General features: G+C 70.1%; 13 protein-coding genes. 8 read left to right on the top strand and 5 right to left on the bottom strand.

Annotation, left to right across the window (positions count from 1 at the left end):
* From ACZ6R6_RS38305 to ACZ6R6_RS38290, 4 genes are all read left to right on the top strand, one after another.
* The coding region (locus ACZ6R6_RS38305) for a VOC family protein (RefSeq protein WP_470101842.1) at window positions 1–107 on the top strand (107 nt) is incomplete at its 5' end.
* A gap of 178 nt (window positions 108–285) precedes the next feature.
* A complete protein-coding gene (locus ACZ6R6_RS38300) occupies window positions 286–2,598 on the top strand; it encodes an ATP-binding cassette domain-containing protein (protein ID WP_470101839.1) in 2,313 nt (770 codons plus the stop codon).
* A gap of 347 nt (window positions 2,599–2,945) precedes the next feature.
* The gene (locus ACZ6R6_RS38295) at window positions 2,946–3,542 is read left to right on the top strand and encodes a helix-turn-helix domain-containing protein (RefSeq protein ID WP_470101838.1); all 597 of its coding nucleotides are present in this window, start codon (window positions 2,946–2,948) and stop codon (window positions 3,540–3,542) included.
* A 294-nt stretch (window positions 3,543–3,836) separates the two neighbouring features.
* Window positions 3,837–4,358, top strand: coding sequence for a GNAT family N-acetyltransferase (locus ACZ6R6_RS38290; RefSeq protein ID WP_470101837.1), 522 nt, complete (start codon window positions 3,837–3,839; stop codon window positions 4,356–4,358).
* Between the two features lie 153 nt (window positions 4,359–4,511).
* Here the strand turns inward: ACZ6R6_RS38290 and ACZ6R6_RS38285 are convergent, their stop codons facing one another.
* Together ACZ6R6_RS38285 and ACZ6R6_RS38280 are read right to left on the bottom strand one after the other, a co-directional pair.
* Window positions 4,512–4,973 (bottom strand): VOC family protein, encoded by a 462-nt coding sequence (locus tag ACZ6R6_RS38285; protein ID WP_470101836.1) that lies wholly within the window; start codon window positions 4,971–4,973, stop codon window positions 4,512–4,514.
* Window positions 4,970–5,557 (bottom strand): DinB family protein, encoded by a 588-nt coding sequence (locus ACZ6R6_RS38280; RefSeq protein ID WP_470101835.1) that lies wholly within the window; start codon window positions 5,555–5,557, stop codon window positions 4,970–4,972. Before ACZ6R6_RS38280 ends, ACZ6R6_RS38285 begins: the two co-directional genes overlap by 4 nt.
* 60 nt (window positions 5,558–5,617) lie before the next feature.
* Between ACZ6R6_RS38280 and ACZ6R6_RS38275 the strand changes: the two genes are divergently transcribed.
* Window positions 5,618–6,616, top strand: a complete 999-nt coding sequence (locus ACZ6R6_RS38275; RefSeq protein ID WP_470101834.1) for a helix-turn-helix transcriptional regulator — start codon at window positions 5,618–5,620, stop codon at window positions 6,614–6,616.
* 143 nt (window positions 6,617–6,759) lie between these two features.
* Here ACZ6R6_RS38275 and ACZ6R6_RS38270 read toward each other — a convergent pair whose 3' ends face one another.
* Entirely contained in the window at window positions 6,760–7,512 is a 753-nt protein-coding gene (locus ACZ6R6_RS38270) for a class I SAM-dependent methyltransferase (RefSeq protein ID WP_470101833.1), read from the bottom strand.
* A 123-nt stretch (window positions 7,513–7,635) separates the two neighbouring features.
* Complete coding sequence (locus ACZ6R6_RS38265; RefSeq protein WP_470101832.1) at window positions 7,636–8,148, bottom strand: hypothetical protein; 513 nt, start codon at window positions 8,146–8,148, stop codon at window positions 7,636–7,638.
* A 309-nt stretch (window positions 8,149–8,457) separates the two neighbouring features.
* Here ACZ6R6_RS38265 and ACZ6R6_RS38260 point away from each other — a divergent pair, with 309 nt between their 5' ends.
* Both ACZ6R6_RS38260 and ACZ6R6_RS38255 read left to right on the top strand, forming a co-directional pair.
* Window positions 8,458–9,588, top strand: coding sequence for a helix-turn-helix transcriptional regulator (locus ACZ6R6_RS38260; RefSeq protein WP_470101831.1), 1,131 nt, complete (start codon window positions 8,458–8,460; stop codon window positions 9,586–9,588).
* A gap of 4 nt (window positions 9,589–9,592) precedes the next feature.
* Window positions 9,593–9,724 carry a hypothetical protein gene (locus ACZ6R6_RS38255; RefSeq protein ID WP_470101830.1) on the top strand — a complete coding sequence of 44 codons (132 nt, stop codon included), beginning with the start codon at window positions 9,593–9,595 and terminating at the stop codon, window positions 9,722–9,724.
* A 200-nt stretch (window positions 9,725–9,924) separates the two neighbouring features.
* Here ACZ6R6_RS38255 and ACZ6R6_RS38250 read toward each other — a convergent pair whose 3' ends face one another.
* Window positions 9,925–13,287 (bottom strand): OmpL47-type beta-barrel domain-containing protein, encoded by a 3,363-nt coding sequence (locus ACZ6R6_RS38250; RefSeq protein WP_470101829.1) that lies wholly within the window; start codon window positions 13,285–13,287, stop codon window positions 9,925–9,927.
* Between the two features lie 106 nt (window positions 13,288–13,393).
* Between ACZ6R6_RS38250 and ACZ6R6_RS38245 the strand changes: the two genes are divergently transcribed.
* Window positions 13,394–15,589, top strand: a complete 2,196-nt coding sequence (locus tag ACZ6R6_RS38245; RefSeq protein WP_470101828.1) for an alpha-L-fucosidase — start codon at window positions 13,394–13,396, stop codon at window positions 15,587–15,589.
* Window positions 15,590–15,753 lie beyond the last annotated feature (164 nt).

Here is a 15,753-nt window from a genome sequence, read left to right as displayed (position 1 = left end):
GCGACGCCGAGGTCGTCCAGGAGCCGACCGAGCAGCCCTACGGCGTCCGCGACTGCGCCTTCCGCGACCCCGCGGGCAACCTGGTCCGCATCCAGCAGCTCCGCTGAGCCGTCCGGCTGTCGCGGCCATGACCCGCGCCGCCGTTCAGGTAGACAGCGGGCCGTTGCCGCGCCCCTACCGAAAAAGGCGGGCCGGACATGCTGCTCGAAACTGGTTAGATCAAGCCAGGCGACGCCGACGGAGGCCGCGAACGCGGTCCGCGTAACAGATACAGATGGAGACACGATGAGTATGGCCACGAGGACGGATACGCAGTCGCCTGCGCTGCACGTTGCCGACTGCCACGATCTGATCCGCGTGCAGGGCGCGCGTGAGAACAACCTCAAGGACGTCAGCGTCGAGATCCCGAAGCGCCGGCTGACGGTGTTCACCGGCGTCTCCGGCTCGGGCAAGAGCTCTCTGGTGTTCGGCACGATCGCCGCGGAGTCGCAGCGGCTGATCAACGAGACCTACAGCGCCTTCGTGCAGGGCTTCATGCCGACGCTGGCGCGGCCGGAGGTCGACCTGCTGGAGGGGCTGACAACGGCGATCATCGTCGACCAGGAGCGGATGGGCGCCAACTCCCGCTCCACCGTCGGCACCGCCACCGACGCCAACGCGATGCTGCGGATCGTCTTCAGCCGGCTCGGCGAGCCGAGTGCCGGGCCGGCGTTCCACTACAGCTTCAACCTGCCCGCCGGCGCCTGCCCGCGCTGCGAGGGGATGGGCCAGGTCACCGACATCGACCTGTCCCAGCTCTACGACGACTCCAAGTCGCTCAACGAGGGTGCGCTCACGGTCCCCGGCTACAGCACAGACGGCTGGTACGGCCGGATCTTCAGCGGCTGCGGCTTCTTCGACCCCGACAAGCCGATCCGCAAGTTCACCGAGGCCGAGCTCCACGACCTGCTCCACAAGGAGCCGACCAAGATCAAGGTCGACGGCATCAACCTGACGTACGAGGGCCTGGTCCCGAAGATCCAGAAGTCGATGCTGTCCAAGGACAAGGATGCGCTGCAGTCGCACATCCGGGCCTTCGTGGAGCGGGCGGTGACGTTCACCGCCTGTCCCGAGTGCGGCGGCAGCCGGCTAAACGAGGCGGCCCGGTCGTCGCGGATCGGCGGGATCAACATCGCCGACGCGTGCGCGATGCAGATCAGCGACCTGGCCGAATGGATCCGCGGCGTCGACGAGCCGTCGGTGGCGCCGCTGCTCGCCACGTTGCAGCATACCCTCGCCTCGTTCGTGGAGATCGGGCTGGGCTATCTCTCGCTCGACCGGCCGTCGGGCACGCTGTCGGGCGGCGAGGCGCAGCGCACCAAGATGATCCGCCATCTCGGCTCCTCGCTCACCGACGTCACCTACGTCTTCGACGAGCCCACCACGGGCCTGCACCCCCATGACATCCAGCGGATGAACGACCTGCTGCTGCGGCTGCGGGACAAGGGCAACACGGTGCTCGTCGTGGAGCACAAGCCGGAGACGATCGCGATCGCCGACCACGTCGTCGACCTCGGCCCCGGCGCCGGTACGGCGGGCGGCACCGTCTGTTTCGAGGGCACCGTCGAGGGGCTGCGGGCCAGCGGCACCATCACCGGCCGCCATTTCGACGACCGGGCCGCCCTCAAGGAGACGGTGCGCAAGCCCACCGGCACGCTGGAGATCCGCGGCGCGACGGCGCACAACCTGCGTGACGTCGACGTCGACATCCCGCTCGGGGTGCTTGTCGTCGTCACCGGCGTCGCCGGCTCCGGCAAGAGCTCGCTCGTGCACGGGTCGATCCCCGCCGGCGCGGGTGTGGTGTCGATCGACCAGGGCGCGATCCGCGGCTCGCGACGGAGCAACCCGGCGACCTACACCGGACTGCTCGACCCGATCCGCAAGGCGTTCGCGAAGGCCAACGGCGTGAAGCCGGCGCTGTTCAGCGCCAACTCCGAGGGCGCCTGCCCCAACTGCAACGGCGCCGGCGTCCTCTACACCGACCTGGCGATGATGGCCGGCGTCGCCACCATCTGCGAGGAGTGCGAGGGGAAGCGGTTCCAGGCATCGGTGCTGGACCACCACCTCGGCGGCCGCGACATCAGCGAGGTGCTCGCGATGTCGGTGACCGAGGCCGAGGAGTTCTTCGGCGCCGGTCAGGCGCGCACGCCGGCCGCGCACGCCATCCTCTCCCGGCTCGCCGACGTCGGGCTCGGCTACCTCAGCCTCGGCCAGCCGCTCACCACGCTGTCCGGCGGCGAGCGGCAGCGGCTCAAGCTGGCCACCCACATGGCCGAGAAGGGCGGCGTCTACGTCCTCGACGAGCCGACCACCGGCCTCCACCTCGCCGACGTCGAGCAGCTGCTCGGCCTGCTCGACCGGCTCGTCGACTCCGGCAAGTCGGTCATCGTCATCGAGCACCACCAGGCGGTCATGGCGCACGCCGACTGGATCATCGACCTCGGTCCCGGCGCCGGCCACGACGGCGGCCGGATCGTCTTCGAGGGCACACCCGCCGACCTCGTCGCCGCCCGCTCCACCCTCACCGGCGAGCACCTCGCGGCCTACATCGGCACCTGACCGGGGCCCTCGCGGACACCGTGAGACGAGTTTCTCCCATCTGTTCTGACTCGTCTCACTCAACCGGCGGGTCCGGGAGTGGACGAGCCGGGAGGCGGCTCGGGAAAACGCGGACGTGCGACACAACCGCCCGACGCACGGGGAGATCGTGATCCCGCAGCGGCTGCGCGGTCCGGCCGGCTGCGCCTCGACCGGATCGACCGGGAGTACGCGCAGCCGCCGGACGCCGAGACGCTCACCCGCGGCGTGCACCGGTCGGCAGGGGCGGCTCCGGCCGGGGCGGCGGGGGCCGGGGCGTCCCGTCCGACCCGTGGTCGATTTCTCAAATCTGAGATATTCTCCCGCATATGGGAAAGGCCGAGGAGACCGCGTTCCGGAGCTCCGATTCCGAGCAGGTGGAGGTCCGCCTGGCGGGTCGGCTCGCGCAGCTGCGGGTGGAGCGCGGCTGGTCGCTGGAGGAGCTGGCGCAGCGCGCGGACGTGAGCCGCTCGACGTTGTCGCGGCTGGAGCGGACGGAGATCAGCCCGACGGCGGCGTTGCTGGGCAGGCTGTGCGCGGTCTACGGGCGGACGATGTCGCAGTTGCTGGCCGAGGTGGAGTCGGAACCGCCGCAGTTGGTGCGCGCCGACCGGCAGGTGGTGTGGCGGGATGAGACCTCGGGATTCACCCGGCGGTCGGTGTCCCCGCCCCATCCTGGACTACGCGGTGAGCTTGTCGAGGGGGTGCTGCGGCCGGGCGCCGACATCTCCTACGACGGGCCGCCCGTGCCGGGGCTGGAGCAGCACATCTGGGTGCTGGAGGGCGTGCTGGAGGTCACCGCCGGCGGCGGCGTGCACGAGATCCGGGCGGGCGACTGCCTGCGTTTCCGGTTGTGGGACCGGTCGCGGTTCCACTGCCCGGGCCCCGATCCGGTCCGTTACGCCCTGATGATCGTCCTACCGTGAGCGGCACGGAGGGCGCCAGGCACGGTCCGGCGCGGTCCGCGCTGCGGCGCCAGGGGCGGTCCGGCGCGTCCGAGTGCGACGGCAGACGCGTCCGCGCTGCGGCGCCAGGCGCGTCCGCGGCGCGACGGCAGGCGCGGTCAGGCGCGTCCGCGGTGCGACGTCAGGCGCGTCCGCGATGCGGCACCGGTCCGGGACCGGCCCCGATCCTTGAGCAGCCGCCTCAGATCCGCGGCCGGGCCGCCCCGCCCCGCACGCTCCCGACCGTCCCCCTCCCGCGCGTGACAGAGGAACCCCATGTCGCACCCCATCACCCGCCTGTCCGCAGATGACTTCCGCGGCAGCGTGAAGAGCCTGGCCGGCCTCCTCGTCGACGTCGTCGCCGGCGGCTCCTCCCTCGGCTTCCTGTCCCCCTTCGACCAGGACGCGGCGGCGGCCTGGTGGCGCACCCAGCAGTCCGCCGTGTCCGACGGCAGCCTCCGCGTCTGGGCCGCCCACGGGCCCGACGGCATCACCGGCACCGTCAGTCTCGCCCTGGAACGCAAGCCCAACGGCCGGCACCGCGCCGAGATCGTCAAGCTCATGGTCCACCGCGACGCCCGTGGCCGGGGACTGGCCCGCGCGCTCCTCGCCACCGCCGAGCAGGCCGCCGCGCGGGCCGGGGTCACCCTCCTGCTCCTGGACACCGCGACCGGCAGCGCCGCCGACCACCTCTACCGCGCCGCCGGCTGGACGAGGTACGGCATCGTCCCCGACTACGCGGCCACCCCGGACGGCTCCCTCGAAGACTGCAGCTTCTACTACAAGCAGCTCACCTGACCCCCGGGCCCGGCCCACCGCACCGGGCAGGCACCGTGGCGTGACCCGGCACAGAGGCTGCCGCATCGGTCAGGCGGCTGTCCGCGGCCCGTCACCGCCGCCCGCCTCGGCCGCATGACCGGCCGCGGCTTCCGCGGCCGCGGCCGAGCCGCGTCAGTCCAGGCAGAACTCGTTGCCCTCGGGGTCGGTCATCACGATGAAGCCGGCGCTCATCGGGGGAGCGGGCTCGTAGCGACGTACCCGCTTCGCTCCCAGCGCGACGAGCCGGTCGCACTCGACCTCCAGCGCCGCCATCCGCTCCTCTCCCCGCAGTCCGGGAGCCGCGCGGACGTCGAGGTGGACGCGGTTCTTGGCGACCTTGTCCTCCGGGACCTGCTGGAAGAACAGCCGTGGGCCGTGCCCGTCCGGGTCCTCAATGGCCGATCTCGTGTTGCGCTGCCCCTCCGGCACGCCGGCCCGCGCGAGGAAGTCGTCCCACGCGGCCAGCGGGTCGGCGCCGTCGGGCAGGTCGACCCCGGGCGGGCCGGGATGGACATAGCCCAGCACTTCGCGCCAGAAGGACGACAGCGCCCGCGGGTCGTGGGCGTCGAAGGTGACCTGGACGTGGCGGCTCATCGGGTTGCTCCGTTCGTAGCGGGTTCGGTGTGCAGGTAGAGGTCGCGCAGCAGGCAGACCTCGGACAGGTGGTGGATCAGCTCGCGGTGGATGTGCAGCACCAGATCGGCCGTGGGCGCCTCGGGGAAGGGCTCCTTCGCGCCGATCGGGACCCGGAGCCCGGCCTCGCCGAGGCCGCGCACCCCGGCCAGCCAGACGTCGAGCTGGGCCTCGAGCTGGTCGAGCGCGGTGGCCGCGTCGGCGGCGTACTCCCAGGTCTCGTACGACGCCGCCGGCGCGCCGAAGTGCGCCGCGTTACGCGCGGCGAGCACTCCGACGATGACGTGACCGAGCCGCCAGGCGATCGTGGTGAAGGCCGCGGGGGCCGGCTGGGGGAAGGCGAAGTCTATCGTGAAGTCCCCGGCACCGACCTGCACGGGCGCCGTCGAGCTGCCGCGCGGCCGCACGCTCCAGGCGTCCGGCACCGGCGACCAGAAATACTCGTCGTCGGTGAGGCCGTCGAGCCGGGCTCGGAGCTGGTGGTTCCAGTGGAACTCCCACTGCTCGCGCAGCGTCCGGTTCCAGTCGAGTTCGTCTGCGTCCATGGAGCCACTCTGACGCCCCTAGCGGACAGAATCGGTCCGCTATCTGGCAGAGTGGGCGACATGGACGGGGCGAGCGGTGACGAGCGGGGTACGACAGAGCGGGTGCTCACCCTGCTCGGACTGCTGCAGCAGCGCCAGGTCTGGACCGGCCCCGAGCTCGCCGACCGGCTCGGGGTCACACCGCGCACGGTACGGCGTGATGTCGAGCGGCTGCGCGCGCTCGGCTATCCGGTGCATGCCGGCCAGGGCGTCGGCGGCGGCTACCGGCTCGGCCCGGGGAAGGACCTGCCGCCGCTGCTTCTCGACGACGAGGAGGCGATCGCCACCGCGGTCTCGCTGCTCGCCGGCGCGGGTGGCGCGGTCGCCGGCGCCGGCGACGCCGCGCTCCGCGCGCTGACCAAGCTCGACCGGGTGCTGCCCACCCGGCTGCGGCACGAGGTGCGCGCGCTCTCCGGCTCGGTGGAGTCCTTCGGCGGAGGCCGCACGCCGGTCGACCCCGAGGTGCTCATGACACTGGCCAGAGCCTGCCGCGACGAGATGGAGGCCGGCTTCGACTACCCGTCCGGGAACGAGGTGCGACGGCGGCGGGTCGAGCCCTACCGCCTGGTCGCCTCCGACCGGCGCTGGTACCTCCTCGCCTACGACCTCGATCGCGACGGCTGGCGCAGCTTCCGCGTCGACCGGATGACCGCAGTGTCCGCGCGGACCTGGCACTTCCGCCCGCGCGCGGCGCCCGACGCGGCGACGTACGTGCAGGAGAGTGTGGCGAGTCGGGTCTACCCGCACCAGTCGCGCTTCCTCGTGCACGCCTCGGCCGACACGGTGCGCGCGCAGATCCCGGCGTCGGCGGCCGTCGTACGACCGCGAGGGAGCGAGCGCTGCGAGGTGCTCAGTGGCGCCGGCAGCCTTGACTTCGCGCTCATGCACGTGCTCCTGCTGGGGCACGACTTCGAGGTGCTCGACCCTCCGGAGCTCGGGAGGCGCTGCCGCGCGCTGGCGGAGAGACTGCTGTCGGCCGGTGCCTCGACCTCACCGGCGCCGGACATGGAGGAGTCATGAGCCGCGACCACGCCGGTGCCTGGCTGTCCGGGCGGTCGTTGAGGAGAGAAGGTTCCTGAAGGAGTTTCCGACGGCCTCGGCGCCACTTCCGAAACTGGTTCCGCGATCCGCAGAAACGTTGGTCCTTGAAGTCCGGGATGCCGTCAGCCCGTCTTCCGGGCCTCGATGAGGAAGCGCTGCGAATAGGCCACGAAGGGTCCGTGGCGCTCCATGAAGTCGTGGAGCTCGGCCAGCCGGTCCCGGTAGGCGTCCACAGTGAAGCCCGGGACGATCCAGATCACCTTGCGGAGGAAGTGGACGACCGCCGCGATGTCGTGGAACTCCATCCGCAGCGATTCCTGGCGCAGGTCGACCACTTCCAGATCGGCCGCCTCCGCCTCGGCCACGGCCCTCATCGGGCTCCGGGACGGGTGGACCGGCTGCGGTCCCATCATGAGATCGGTCAGTTCGCGGACCGAACCGGCGCCTACGTCCTGGGAGAGGTAGGCGCCGCCCGGGCGCAGGACCCGATGGATCTCGTCCCAGCGAGTCGCCACCGGGTGCCTGCTGACCACCAGGTCGAAGCGACCGGCGGGGAACGGCAGGTCGTCGGTGTCACCGACTTCGAGCACGGTGGCGTTGAACCTGGCGAGGTTGCGGCGGGCGATCTCCAGGTTCGGCGGCCAGGACTCCGTCGCCGCCAGGAAGGGTGGGGCGACCGGGATCGAGGCCAGCACTTCACCTCCGCCGGTCTGGATGTCGAGCGCGGCCTCGGCCTCCGCCATCCGTCCGGCCAGCAGTTTCGCGTAGCCCCAGGACGGGCGCTGCTCGCTCGCGCGCCCGGCGAACCAGGAGAAGTCCCAGCCCTCGGTTGGGACGGCTGAGCCCTCGGCCAGGAGATCCTCGAACGTCGACATGGGATGAGGATGACAGGCAGCCGTGATGTCCGCACCTGGATTAGATCTTGAGCTCCGGCCGGGCGGCCGAGATCGGCCAGTCGTGATGACGGAGGACTGCTCTGCCCCTCGCCGTGGTCCGGGTCACTCCACCCACTCGTAGCCCGAGTAGAGGGTGCCGCCGAACCAGAGGTAGCGGCCGGCGGCGTCGACATAGCGGTAGGTCTGCGCCTGCGCCTTCGTCTGGTGCCAGCCGGGACCGCACGGGATGTAGCCCTTGTATATAGAGGGTCCGGTGAGGCCGAATTCGTTTGTGCCCGTCGTGCCGTAGACCCAGTCTGCGGTGGCGCACACCTCCCACACGCTTCGGGACTCGTTCCACTTCTGCACCTCCAGCCGGACCCTGGCCTGCACGACCCGCCCGGTGACGCAGTCCCCCGCGAGCGCGTAGGCCGTGGCCGACGCGATGTTCCCCGACAGCCGACCGGGTACGTGGTGGTCGATGCCCGCATCGGCCTTGACGCAGAAGGTGGCTCCCTGCTCCACCGTGACGTGGGTCTGCCAGGTGTACGCCTGCGCCGCCTGCGGCACCGCCACGGTCAGCAGCAGGAAGAGTGCGGACAGCGGGCCAAGGAGCAGGGCTTTCCGTCTCGACATGGTGTCTCCGTCGGGTCGTCGGATGGTTTCCGGTGATAGATCCGGCGTGCGGCACCGGCGGCGCGGTGCGAGACGGCCGGGGAGGGCTGTCGTTCTTCCAGGCCGGCGACCGCGCCCACGTCCCCGTCCAACGGTCGGATCCGCTGTGGTCTCCAACCCGAAGGACCTGTCCCGGCCGGCCCCGTTGTCCCCTCCCAGACTGCGTTGCGGCCCGCTGGTCGCGGGACCCCGCAACTGTGTGACAGGTGGCTCAGAAATACCCCTATTTGAGGGCTTGTGCGGACATATCCGAGCGCTCATGCTCGGGCGATGGAGTCAGCCTTACGCGGCGCGGCGGCCCGGCACACGTTCGAGCGGATCCAGCGGTTGACTCGGACAGGCGTCGCCGACAGCGAGTTCCTGGCCAGACTTTCGCACCTGCTGCGGGAGATCGTCCCTTTCGACGCCTCGTTCTGGACGGGGGCCGATCCGGTGACGATGCTCGCCACCTCGCCCTCGCGGCTGGAGAACCTGGGCTCGGGTGAATACTGCGACCGGTACTGGGAGAACGAGTTCTTCGTCGAGGACGTCAATCACTTTCACACGCTGGCCGGTATGCCGACTCCGACCGCGTCCCTGTATCGCGTCACGGGCGGGCATCCGGCGCGGAGCTCCCGCTATCACAACGTGAACCTCTTACAGGGGCTCGGTGACGAACTGCGGTGCGTGTTCCGGACCGGCCGCGACGTGTGGGGCTACATGTGCCTGTGGCGGGCCGCGGACGCGCAGCCGTTCACCCTCGGAGAGGAGCACCTGCTCGCCGGCCTCTCCGCTCCGATCGGCGAGACCTTCCGGCGCTCGGCGCTGCTGCGGCCGGACCCGGTGATCGGTGTGCCCGACGGCCCCGGGCTGCTCATGTTCGACCGGACCGGAGCCCTCGAATCGCTCAACGAACCCGCGGAGGCATGGCTGCAACGGCTGCCGTTCACCCGGTTGAGCCACGACGATCCCGGCGCCACCCCCATACCCGCCGAACTGCGCTCGGTGGTGAACAAGGCCCGTGCCGTCGCCGCCGGGCGTGACACGGGTACCGCTCGGGCCCGGCTGCAGGTCGGTGGCCGGTGGGTGGTGATCCACGGCTTCGCGCTGCGCGAGGTCGGCAGCGAGGGCGGCCGGACGGCCCTGGTGATCGAGTCGGCCAAGGCTGCGGAGATGGCACCCCTGATCGTCAGGGCGTATCAGCTGGGGCGACGGGAACAACAGGTCATCCGCCTGATCGCGGCGGGCCTGACCACTGCCGAGATCGCAGCGAGGCTCTCCCTGTCCACCCACACCATCCGCGGCTATCTCAAGCAGATATTCGAGAAGGTCAAGGTGTCGACCCGCGGCGAACTCACCGCGAAGATCTTCGCTGACCACTACAAGGAGACGATGAACCCGGACTTCGCCGTCGACCTGTGACGGGGTGCCGGTGCTGTTCGGCCAGGGCCTCTACCCGATGATCCAGCAGGCCTACGCCGACCGGCTCAAGACCTGGGCCGACTGGCAGGACCTTTCGGCCGAAGCTCACGGCACGCCCGATCACGCAGATCGGTGACCCCCGGTCCGAGCTTTTCGCGACCTGAGCCACGTCGCTCCTCTCGGCCCGAAGGGTGCCGCCTCGCGCCGCGGATCCGTGACCGGTCGCGTGGTGGCGCTGTAGGCACCACGACCGACAGAACCCGGCACCAGGTGCGATCTGCGCCGGCGGGGGAAGGGCAAGGCGGCCCGGAAGCTCCGGTCCGCCCTGCCGGAAACCTAGGCGGCCCGCCGTACGGTCACCTGGGTGTGGGCCACAGCGGCGTTACCCGCCCGGTCCACCACCCGATACGTGATCCTGTACACCCGGGCCGACCCGCCATCCCGCTCCGCACGCAGCGCGAAGGAGGTGTCGGCCGTGCCGTACGAAGCACCGCGGACGTCGTCCTCCACCCCGGCCGACGAGCTGGTGATCGAGACCAGGGCGACCGTGACGGGACCGGCGTCGGCCGCCTTCAGCGAGATGTCCACCGGCACCAGCCTGTGGTTCGGCGGCCACAACCGGTCGGGGCTGGGCGTGACGGTCAGCGTGGGAGCCGTCGTGTCGATCCTGACGGTGACCGATCGGGACTCCTCGACGTTGCCGGCCCGGTCGACGCTGCGGAAGGTCAGCACGCTCTCCCCCTCACGGTCCACGCGCACGGGACCGGAGTAGGCCCGCCAGGCGTCGTCGCCGAGGTGGTACTCGGTCCGCTCCACGCCGGTGCCCGCGTCGGAGGCGGTCAGTGTCACCTGCACGGGCCGGGAGGCCCAGCCTGTGGGCACCCCGGACGCGGTGGTCACCGGCGCCTCGCCGTCCCCGAGAGCAGTGTGGATCTTGAAGCCGTCGACGATGAAGTAGGAGCCGTCCTTCTTCACCCCCTTGAGTGTGTGCGGCCCCGGTGCCAGGCCGGTCTTGGTGTAGACGACCTTCTGGTACTCGCGGGTCGGGTTGTTGTTGTCGATGGTGGTGTCGAGCTTGCCGTCCAGGTAGAGGTCGACCTTGCCCTCGTCGGAGTTGACCTGGGCGATGTATTCGACGCCGGTGCCGTGGAAGGCCAGCTCGAAGGCGTCCCCGTCGGTCTGGGTGGCGTGCAGGTCGTCGAGGGTGGATCCGGCGCCGCCGCGCTGGTCGTTCTTCCAGTCCCAGCCGGTGCCGGTGTAGGTGACGCCGGAGACGTTGTCGATCGTCTCCACGCCGGCGGCCTTGATCAGACTCAGGTCCGTCAGCGCCTGGTTGCGCCAGACCTTCAGCGCCGTCGGCCGTCCGACGGGAGTGCGGTTGTAGACTTTCCAGAAGCTGTTGCGGTCGCTCACCTTGACGTCGGCGATCTCCCTGATGACGTCGCCGGTGCGCAGCCCCTGCCGCCAGGCATGGGAGTCGGCGGGCACGGCGGCGAAGAACAGGCCGTCGTAGTCGGTGAGCCCGACGGAGGACTTCACCTCGTCGCTGTGGATCTCGGTGACCGTCGCGCCCATGAGCGGCTCGGCCAGGTTGCCGATCGTCAGGCCGGTGTCCGGCTTGCGCCAGGTGAGCGGCGGCGGCGTGGGCGAGCCCGGCTTGCCGAACCCGGTCATCGCGAAGGGCTTGAAGCCCAGCGCCAGAGCCGGGGAACCGGCCTTGAGGGAGTAGTCGAGCTTGGCCGGATCCGCGTAGGGGCTCGCCCCCTCGAACAGGGGGTCACCGACGATCGAGCGGGTGTCGAGGCCGCGGGCGCGCCAGGCGTCGGTGATGTCAGCGACGGGCTTGCCGTTGTTCCAGAAGAGGTTGTCGTCGTAGGCGGTCTTGGAGGTGGACGGATCGCTCTGGATGAAGTCGTAGGGGTCGTCGGTGACGAAGATGTTCTTCTCGACGACGTCGCCGTTGTCGGCGTAGGAGACGTGGAAGTGCCCGCCGCCGTTGACGAAGACGTTGCCGCGCACCGTGCGGAAGAAGCCCTCGCGCAGCTTCACCCCGCCGTTGAGCAGGAGGTTGCCGGTGACCTCGTAGTTGGATGAGCCGTCGTCGAGGTCGACGTCCCAGTGGGAGGAGTGCCAGATCCGGTTGTGCCGGATCTTCGTGGTCTCCGTCGCGTCAAGCTTGGCGTAGTCCTTCTTCACCGCGTCACCGGCGGTCAGGGGCCAGAAGCGGTCGCGGCCCCAGGAGTTGATCGGCCCGTGGTCGGAGGTCTCCTTGACGCAGTCGAAGATGTCGTTGTCCTCGATGACGTGCCCGCCCCAGGTGCCGTCGTTGATGTCGACGCAGGCGCGCGGCCCGTCGTGCACGGTGTTGCCGGAGACCGTGACCCGGCGGCTCATCGAGATCTGCACGCCGGAGGTCTGCTTCTCGAAGCGCCCGTTGCGGGTCAGGTAGTTGCCGGTGATCGTGATGTCGCGCGGGTAGTCCTCGGTCTTCGGGCCCGGCGTGGTGTCGGTGATGGTCCGCCGCATGTCGTCCCAGGTGGAGCGCTCGCGGACGGCCTCGTGCGAACCGATCACCGCGATGTCGCTGGCCCCGGAGTCGCGGAAGTCGCCGCCGGAGACGACGTTGCCCTCGGCGTATCCGTCCATGAAGACGGCGTTGCCGCCGACCTGGTCGAAGCGGGCGTCACGGACGGTGATCTTCTTGGTGTTCTTGAGGTAGACCGCACCCGCGCGGGCGATGGCCCAGTCGCCCAGCTGCAGTTTCTCGTACGGCCGGCTGAACAGCGTCCGGTGCGTCTGGGTGAAGGTGAACCCGGAAAAGGTGAGGTCGTGCACCGGTGACGCGGGTGAATCGCCCACGACGCGGATGAGCTCCTCCCGCTCGGCCGTCTCGACGCGGACCGCCGCGGGGTCGACGCCGGCGGGAGGCTGGAGGTACAGCCTGCCCGCGGCCTTGTCGTAGAACCACTCCCCCGGCGCGTCCAGCTCCTCCAGGACGTTCTCGACCATGCGCTTCTGCGGGTGCAGCCCGCTGCCCCTGTTGTTGTCGCCCACCCACTGCAGCGTCGGGTCGCCGTTGCCGTCGACGCCTGTCACCTTGAAGGAGTTGCCGCCCCATTCGCCCTGGTGCAGCCCGCGCACCAAAGCGGTCGTGGGGTTCTTCCAGCGGGCCACCCGCGACGGGGAGATCGCGTCGGCGGCGTACCCGTCGAGCACCGCGACTTTGGGATCGAAGTTCGGGTACCTGGCCAGGACCTGCCGCCTGCCGTCCAGGAAGAGTTCGTCGAAGTCGAGGTCCTTGCCGATGTCGGCGACCAGGGTGGCGCCCTGGTGGGTGGTCCAGGCGGGCGCGAGCCTGCGCCCGCCGCTGAGCACGACCTGCTCACCCGCGGCCGCCTCGTAGGTGGCACCGGAGTCGCCGGGGGTGAAGGTGAGGGGCTCGGAGAGGTAGTAGACGCCGCCCCGCACCCGCACCCGCAGCGGGCCGGTCGCGGTGGGCAGTGCCTCACGGACGGCGCGCTGGGCGCGCGTGATCGTCCTGAACGGCGCCGCCTCGGTGCCCGCGGCGTCGTCGTCGCCCTCCGTGGCCACATGGAAGACGGTGTCGGCCGCCAGGGCCTCGGTGGGGGTGAGGGCGGTCAGCCCGCTCGCGGCGATGCATGCCGCGAGGAGCAGCCGCCAGGGCTTGCCGTGACGCATAGGGGTCTCCTGTCGTGGATCACCTCATTTTCGACACAGCCCCCTTGTGAAGGCGATCACGCCAAGGTTACGTTTCATCCGATCAATCAACGTCTGGAGCCCCCACATGAGGCGGAAACTGCTCTTAGCTCCCGCTACTAGCCTCCTTATCATCGGATCTATCTTCACAACGCAGCCTGTCGCGAGTGCCGACGCGCCACCTGCGTACGAGCCCACAGTGGAGTCGCTGAACAGCCATCCGGTGCCTGGGTGGTTCAACGACGACAAGTTCGGCATCTTCATCCACTGGGGCGCCTATTCGGTGCCCGCGTGGGGACCGCGCGGCAGCTACGCCGAGTGGTACGGGAACTACATGAACTCACCCGGGAGCGCGACGAACGCCCACCACAAGGCCACCTACGGCCAGGACTTCAACTACGACACCTTCCTGCAGCAGTGGAAGGCGGAGAAGTTCGAGGCGGCCGACTGGGTCAAGTTGTTCAAGGACGCCGGCGCCAAGTACTTCGTGCTGACCTCCAAGCACCACGAGGGCATGGCCCTGTGGGACAGCAAGACCAGCGGGCGTGACAGCGTCGAGCTCGGACCCGGCCGTGACCTGGCCAAGGAGCTGTTCGACGCGGCGCGCAAGGACGAGGCCAAGCTGAAGGCCGGGTTCTACTACTCGCTCTATGAGTGGCACAACCCCGCCTACACCGGGCGGCCGGCGACCAATCCCTACACGGGAGCGGAGATTCCGTACATCGGAGCACCGAGCGGCGGTGACTACGTCAAGGACTACATGCTCCCGCAGATGCGTGAGCTCATCGACGGCTACGACCCCGACATCATCTGGTGCGACGGCCAGTGGGACAAGCCGGCCTCCTACTGGAACACCGCCGGAGTGCTCGCCGACTACTACAACAAGGCGCTCAAGAGCGGCAAGGAGGTCGCGGTCGCCAACCGGTGCAAGATCCAGAGCGGCGACCTCGACAGCCCCGAACTGGACTTCCAGACCCCTGAGTACGCCGTCAAGCCGGACATCGACCCGGTCAAGTGGGAGTCCAGCCGCGGCATCGCGCACTCCTACGGCTACAACCAGAACGAGCCGGAGGAGGACCACCTGACCTCCGACCAGCTCGTGGACTCGCTCGTGGACATCGTCAGCAAGAACGGCAACCTGCTGCTCGACATCGGCCCGAAGGCCGACGGCACGATCCCCGAGATCCAGCGGCAGCGGCTGCTGGACATCGGCGCCTGGCTCAAGACCAACGGCGAGGCGATCTACGGCACCACGTACTGGAACCGGGCCCAGGAGAAGGGCGGCCCCGACGACGTCCGCTACACGGTGAAGGACGGCACCCTGTACGCCACGGCGCTGAAGTGGCCGGGCGAGCAGCTCACGCTCGGCGCCGACCTGCCGGTGGACCACAGCACCCGCATCACCATGCTCGGCTCCGGCGCGCGCCTGTCGTGGAGCCGTGACGAGCAGGGCCGCGTCGTGGTGAACACCCCGCAGGAGACCGGGAAGCACGCCTACGTCTTCAAGATCGATACGCCGGGCGTGCGCAGCCTGCTGCGCACCTCCTCCAACCTGGCAAAGGAGATCGCCCCCGGTCAGACGATCAGCGGCGAGCTCACGGTCACCAACCCCGGCAAGCGGCACGCCCCGGCCACCGAGCTCTCCCTCACCGTGCCGCAGGGCTGGACGGCCACGCTCGGGGCGCCTCGTGTGCGCCCGCTCGGTCCCGGTGAAAGCGTGAAGGTGCCGATCAGCGTGAGCGCCCCCGCGGGCGTGGCACCGGGCCCCTACCCGCTGGGCCTGTACCAGCGCACCGGGCGCATGGGGACGACCACCGCCCTGCCCCTGGCGGTCAACCGGCCCAACCTCTCGCTCGGCAAGCCGGCCACGCAGAAGAGCACCGGCTACGACGCGCCGGCCTCCCGGGCCGTCGACGGCGACACCGACGGCAACTGGGGCGCCGCAACGACGACGCACACCGCCGAGCCGGAGAAGCAGGCCTGGTGGCAGGTCGATCTCGGCGCCTCGGCCACGCTGGACAGCGTGGACGTCTGGAACCGGCTCGACTGCTGCGCCGACCGGCTGAATGACTTCTGGGTGATGGCCTCCGACCAGCCGTTCACCACCGACGACCTGGACCAGGCCCGCACCGCGCCCGGCGTGACCGCCGTGCACGTCGGCGAGCAGGCCGGCTCACCGAGCAAGGTCAGACTGCCCGAGGGCACCAGGGGCAGGTACGTCAGGATCCAGCTCGCCTCGCCGTCCAACCCGCTGTCCCTGGCCGAGGTCCAGGTCAGAGGCTAGGCGTATTGACCAGGAGCGTTGTTGACAGCAGGGCTTGATCTGTAGCGAAGCCCTCCGGTGAGGTGAAGGTGTCGGGTCTTCACCTCACCGGAGGTCTTCGTGTCCCACCGTAACGCCCGGCTGCCCGTGTCTGGGGCTGGGGCTGGGGACGCCCACCACCGCCA

Source organism: Streptosporangium sp. NPDC048886, from assembly GCF_055586905.1.
This window is presented reverse-complemented; position numbering and strand designations above follow the sequence as displayed.